The sequence below is a fragment of the Methylobacterium aquaticum genome (genome assembly GCF_001043915.1).
In the GTDB taxonomy this organism is placed as follows: domain Bacteria; phylum Pseudomonadota; class Alphaproteobacteria; order Rhizobiales; family Beijerinckiaceae; genus Methylobacterium; species Methylobacterium aquaticum.
In genome coordinates, this window is the sequence record NZ_LABX01000356.1 from 1 (window position 1) to 4,861 (window position 4,861).

The following is a 4,861-nucleotide window of genomic DNA, read 5'->3' on the forward strand; positions in this document are numbered from 1 at the left end:
TCGCCCCGGTGAGGAAGCCGCGGCCGAGCGGCGAATAGGCGACGAGGGCGATGCCGAGGTCGCGGCAGGCGTGGAGCAATCCCCGTTCGGGATCCCGGCTCCACAGGGAATACTCGGTCTGCACGGCGGCGATCGGGTGGACCGCATCGGCCGCCCGCAGGGTCTCGGGCGAGACCTCCGACAGGCCGAGCGCCCGCACCTTGCCGGCCTCGACGAGGCGCGCCATCGCGCCGACCATCTCGGGCACCGGCACCGCCGGGTCGCGGCGGTGGCAGTAGTACAGGTCGATGGTTTCGACGCCGAGGCGGCGCAGGGAGGCGTCGCAGGCGGCGGTGAGATAGGCCGGGCTGTTGTCGATCCGGCGCTCGCTCGAGCCCTCCCGGCGCACGATGCCGAACTTCGTCGCCAGCACGACGCGGTCGCGGCGGCCCTTCAGCACCCGGCCGATCAGCTCCTCGTTGCGGCCGAGGCCGTACATGTCGGCAGTGTCGAGGAAGTCGTAGCCGAGCGAGAGTGCGGATTCCAGGGCGGCGGGGGCCGTGGCCTCGTCGGTCGGGCCATAGAATTCCGAGAATCCCATGCAGCCGAGGCCGGGGGCGGAGACGGTGAGGCCGGAGCGGCCGAGGGAACGTCGTTGCATCGTGGGCACTCCTGAACGGACCGCACCGATCTGGCGCTCCGGCGCCGGCCGGATAAGCTGTGCGGCCCCGCATGAACCGATGAGCCAGGCTCACCAATGGTCCGCGACGACCTCTCCGACCTCGCGGCTTTCGCGGCGGTGGCCCGGCACCGCAGCTTCCGGCGCGCTGCGGCTGAACTCGCCCTGTCGCCCTCGGCGCTGAGCCATGGCTTGCGCGGGCTGGAGGAGCGGATGGGCGTGCGGCTCCTCAACCGCACCACCCGCAGCGTCGCCCCGACCGAGGCCGGCGCCGTCCTGCTGCTGCGGCTCGCTCCCGCCCTCGCCGACATCGCCGCCGCCGTGGAGGCGGCCTCCGCCACCGCGGCGCGGCCCACCGGGACCTTGCGGCTCAACGCGCCGCGCAGCGCCTGCCGGCTGGTGCTGATGCCGCTGTTGTCCCGCTTCCTGACCCTCCACCCGGAGATCCGCGTCGAGGTGGCGAGCGACGATGCGCTCACCGACATCGTCGGCGAGGGGTTCGATGCCGGGATCCGCTTCGGCGAGCGCCTTGCCCTCGACATGGTGGCGGTGCCGGTGAGCGGGCCGCAACGCTTCGCCGTCGTCGCCGCGCCCGCCTATCTGGCGCGCCGGGGCATCCCTGAGGCGCCGGCGGACCTCGCCGGCCATGCCTGCCTGCGCCAGCGCTTTCCCGGCGGCAGCCTGTTTCCGTGGGAGCTGGAGCGCGACGGGGTGATGGAAGCCGTCGCGACGGATGGCCCGCTGATCCTCGGCGACCAGGACCTGATCCGGCTCGCCGCCCTCGACGGGCTCGGGATCGGCTTCCTGTTCGAGGGATACGTCGCCGACGACCTCGCCGCCGGCCGCCTGGTGCGGCTCCTCTCGCCGTGGTGCCCGCCCTTCCCGGGGTTCCACCTCTATTATCCCGGTCGCCGGCAGGTGCCGGTGCCGCTGCGGGCCTTTCTCGACGTGGTGCGGGAGGCGGGCCGGTCCGCACCGTTCGGAGCCGGGCCGGATGCGCCTCCGGTCTGCCCGTGACCGGGCCGTTATATACCGCGGCACGGAGGAAATCCGGCTTGGCCAGCCTCCCCGCCGATCGGCCCCAAACCAGGATTTCTTCCGCGCAGCGGTATACCGGCGGCCCAAGATGCTGACGCATCGATTCGATCTCGGGCAGGCCCGAGATCGGCAGGGCCGTTGACCCATCTCGAATTTTTGACATCAAGCCAAAGACTTGGCAATAATTCGAGAACGGAACCAACGGTCGTTTTCAACGACCGTTGGTATTACGTCCGCGGCGGATCGAGCAGCACCCAGAGCCGCGCAATCCGCCCGTCGACGATCTCGGCGGCGTCCGCTCCGGTCACCGTGACCGGGCCGCCCTCCGGGCCGGCCGTCCAGCGCAGGGTCCCGAGGCCGTGATGGCCGACGCCCTGGCCCTCGGGCACGAACCGGAAGGCCGGTCCGAACTGCTCCAGGAGCCGGCCCGCCACCGCGGCGATCGCCGCCTTGCCCCGGACGAGGCCCGTCGGCTCGAACATCACCGGCTCTGTCACGAACAGGTCGTCGAGGGCGGCGGCCCGCCGCGCAGGGTCGCGCTCGTTAAAGACGCGCGTGAGGTTCGCGCGCAGCAGGTGATCGTAATCGGGCTCGCCCGCGACAGGCGCCGTCGTTGGGTCCGGCATGGTCTCCGTCCTTCCGCTCGCGGCATCAGCTCTTCACGAAGGCCAGGAGATCGGCGTTCAAGGTCTCGGCGTGGGTCGTCAGCATGCCGTGCGGCAGGCCGGGATAGGTCTTGAGCGTGCCGTTGCGCAGAAGCGTCACCGACTTCCGGCCGCTCGCGTCGATCGGGACGATCTGGTCGTCCTCGCCGTGCAGCACGAGGGTCGGCACCGAGATCGCCCGCAGATCCTCGGTCTGGTCGGTCTCGGAGAACGCCTTGATGCCGTGGTAATGCGCCAGGGCGGAGCCCATCATGCCCTGGCGCCACCAGTTGCGGATCACGCCCTCCTGAACCGGCGTGCCTGGCCGGTTGAAGCCGTAGAACGGCCCGGTCGGGACATCGAGGAAGAATTGCGCCCGGTTGGCGGCGAGGCCTGCGCGGAATCCGTCGAAGACCTCGATCGGCAGACCGCCGGGATTGGCGTCCGTCTTGAGCATCAGCGGCGGCACGGCGCTGACGAGGACCGCCTTGGCGACCCGCCCCTGCGGCTCGCCGTGGCGGGCCACGTAGCGCGCGACCTCGCCGCCGCCAGTCGAATGCCCGATATGGATCGCGTTCAGCAGGCCGAGCCGGTGCACCACCGCCGCCGCATCCGCGGCGTAATGGTCCATGTCGTGCCCGCCGGACACTTGCGACGAGCGGCCGTGACCGCGCCGGTCATGCGCCACGACCCGGTAGCCGTGCTGGACGAAGAACAGCATCTGCGCGTCCCAGTCGTCGGAGGAGAGCGGCCAGCCGTGATGGAACACGATGGGCTGCGCCTCCCGCGGCCCCCAATCCTTGTAGAAGATCTCCACGCCGTCGCCAGTGGTCACGAAGCTCATCGGGGTTCTCCTGCCGCGGGGCCGGCGCTTCGCACCGGCTGGCAGGACCTAACATATCAGAGAGAGCACCGGCGACGGGCGGAATCTGTCCGGCGTGCTCAATCCGTCTCTTCGGCCTGCCCTTCCGGCGACGGCTCGGCGGCCGGCTGCGGGAAGGCTGGCTTCTGGTGCTTGTTCCTGCGCTGCGCCGCGGGCGCCGCCGTGTGGGCCGGCATCTCGGCCAGCCGCGCGACGCGCGCCTTGAACTCCTCGTTCGACGGGCTGCGGGCCGAGCCGGTGATGAACATCTTGGCCATGGCCGATCCTCTTGTGGGGAGAGGCGGACCCGCCGGAGGCGCCTCTGCCCGCGATCGGTGCCGCTGGACAGATTTCGCGATCACATCGGAAGACGGTTCCGAGCCGTCCGGCTTGAGAGAACCATGACACTCGACCGACGATCACCCGTTCGATGATGAACGGTTTCATCGTCGCCGGCAAGGTGAATTCGTCTGGAGGGATCGATCGGCCTCACGGCGCCGTCCGGCTGGACCGGAGGGCCGTCCCGGCCATCGCCCGGCACCCGAAGCAGATTTCGCCGGAATGGTCACCGGTTCGGCGGCAAAAATCTGCGATCCCACAAGAACTTAGGCGGACGAAGCGGTGGCCCGCCAACGCAAGTCTGCGTAGAGCATTTTCCGACGCAGTGGGTACCGGGTCGTCGTAGAAAATGCGGCAAAATCAAACAGCGAGAGACGCTTCGCGATGGCAACGCGATCGTGAAGCGCTCTCGCGCGGGGCCGGGTCGCGCCGCGATTGCCGGGGCTCCTAGCGCCGGCGCGGGTCGGCCGGGCGGAAGGCGCGCTCCACGGCGGCGGTGGCACTGGCATAGGCCCGCTCCTCGCTGTCGTGCGGCCGGTCCGACCGCTCGAGCAGCTTGCCGTGCTTGCGGATCGCCCAGCCGAATTTTCCTTTCGGGCTGCTCAGCGGGGCTACCTCGATGGTGAAGGGATGGAATTCGTTGTCGCTCATCCTCGGAACTATGGCACGGAACCCCTCCGGAAAACAAACGCCCTCCGGTCTGAATCCGCCTGTCCCGCTCGCCCTCGACGCGACGCCCCCGCCCGTGCGATAGCCGGCGCCGGTCCGGTATCCCGTCTCGGGACGGTGCGGCCCTCGACCGGCGCCCGGCGGAACGGCGTCCGCGCGCGTTGCGTCCTGGTTTCGTTGCCCCGTTTCCTTGTTTCTTGGGCGTCCGATCGCGGGCCGTTGCCCCGGCGCGGCGCGGTCCCGATGGAGTGCAATCCTTGATCCCCTGGGTTCACCTCGACACCAGTGCCATTCCCGGCGAGGCCGCATCGCTGCGCCTGATGCGCCGCGGCGACGAGTTCGCGATCGTGGTCGATTCGATCGAGCTGATGAACAGCCGCCGCAGCGGCTCGGAGCGGGCGTTGGCCAGCCTCGCCTGCGGGCGCCTGCGCGACCGCCCAAACCCGCGGGTGCTGATCGGCGGGCTCGGCATGGGCTTCACCCTGCGGGCCGCCCTGGCCGAGCTGGGCCCCGGCGCGCAGGTCGTCGTCGCCGCGCCGATCCCCGCCCCGGCCCCCCCGGGGCGGGGGCCGCCCCGCGCCCCGTTTCCCCGGCGCCCCGCCCAACCCCCGGGGGGGGGCGCGCGAGGCCGGCCGCCCCCCCCTCCCCCCC

Annotated in this window: 6 protein-coding genes and 1 pseudogene; 2 read left to right on the top strand and 5 right to left on the bottom strand. The window is 70.9% G+C overall.

Annotated elements, in window-relative coordinates; all coding sequences use genetic code 11:
• Positions 1-640 (bottom strand): aldo/keto reductase (locus tag VP06_RS31830; RefSeq protein WP_048467831.1); only part of this gene is annotated, 640 nt, incomplete at its 3' end.
• Positions 641-736: 96 nt separating this feature from the next.
• Here VP06_RS31830 and VP06_RS31835 point away from each other — a divergent pair.
• Entirely contained in the window at positions 737-1,675 is a 939-nt protein-coding gene (locus VP06_RS31835; RefSeq protein WP_048467832.1) for a LysR family transcriptional regulator, read from the top strand.
• Between the two features lie 248 nt (positions 1,676-1,923).
• On the opposite strand, the gene VP06_RS31840 is transcribed toward VP06_RS31835, so the two are convergent.
• From VP06_RS31840 to VP06_RS31855, 4 genes are all read right to left on the bottom strand, one after another.
• A complete protein-coding gene (locus VP06_RS31840; protein WP_048467833.1) occupies positions 1,924-2,322 on the bottom strand; it encodes a nuclear transport factor 2 family protein in 399 nt (132 codons plus the stop codon).
• A gap of 25 nt (positions 2,323-2,347) precedes the next feature.
• Positions 2,348-3,184, bottom strand: coding sequence for an alpha/beta fold hydrolase (locus tag VP06_RS31845; RefSeq protein WP_048467834.1), 837 nt, complete (start codon positions 3,182-3,184; stop codon positions 2,348-2,350).
• Between the two features lie 98 nt (positions 3,185-3,282).
• The gene (locus tag VP06_RS31850; protein ID WP_048467835.1) at positions 3,283-3,480 is read right to left on the bottom strand and encodes a hypothetical protein; all 198 of its coding nucleotides are present in this window, start codon (positions 3,478-3,480) and stop codon (positions 3,283-3,285) included.
• 508 nt (positions 3,481-3,988) lie between these two features.
• Positions 3,989-4,192, bottom strand: a complete 204-nt coding sequence (locus tag VP06_RS31855; protein ID WP_048467836.1) for a hypothetical protein — start codon at positions 4,190-4,192, stop codon at positions 3,989-3,991.
• A 275-nt stretch (positions 4,193-4,467) separates the two neighbouring features.
• Between VP06_RS31855 and VP06_RS31860 the strand changes: the two are divergent.
• Positions 4,468-4,861 (top strand): annotated as a pseudogene (locus VP06_RS31860) (hypothetical protein); the annotation flags it as partial.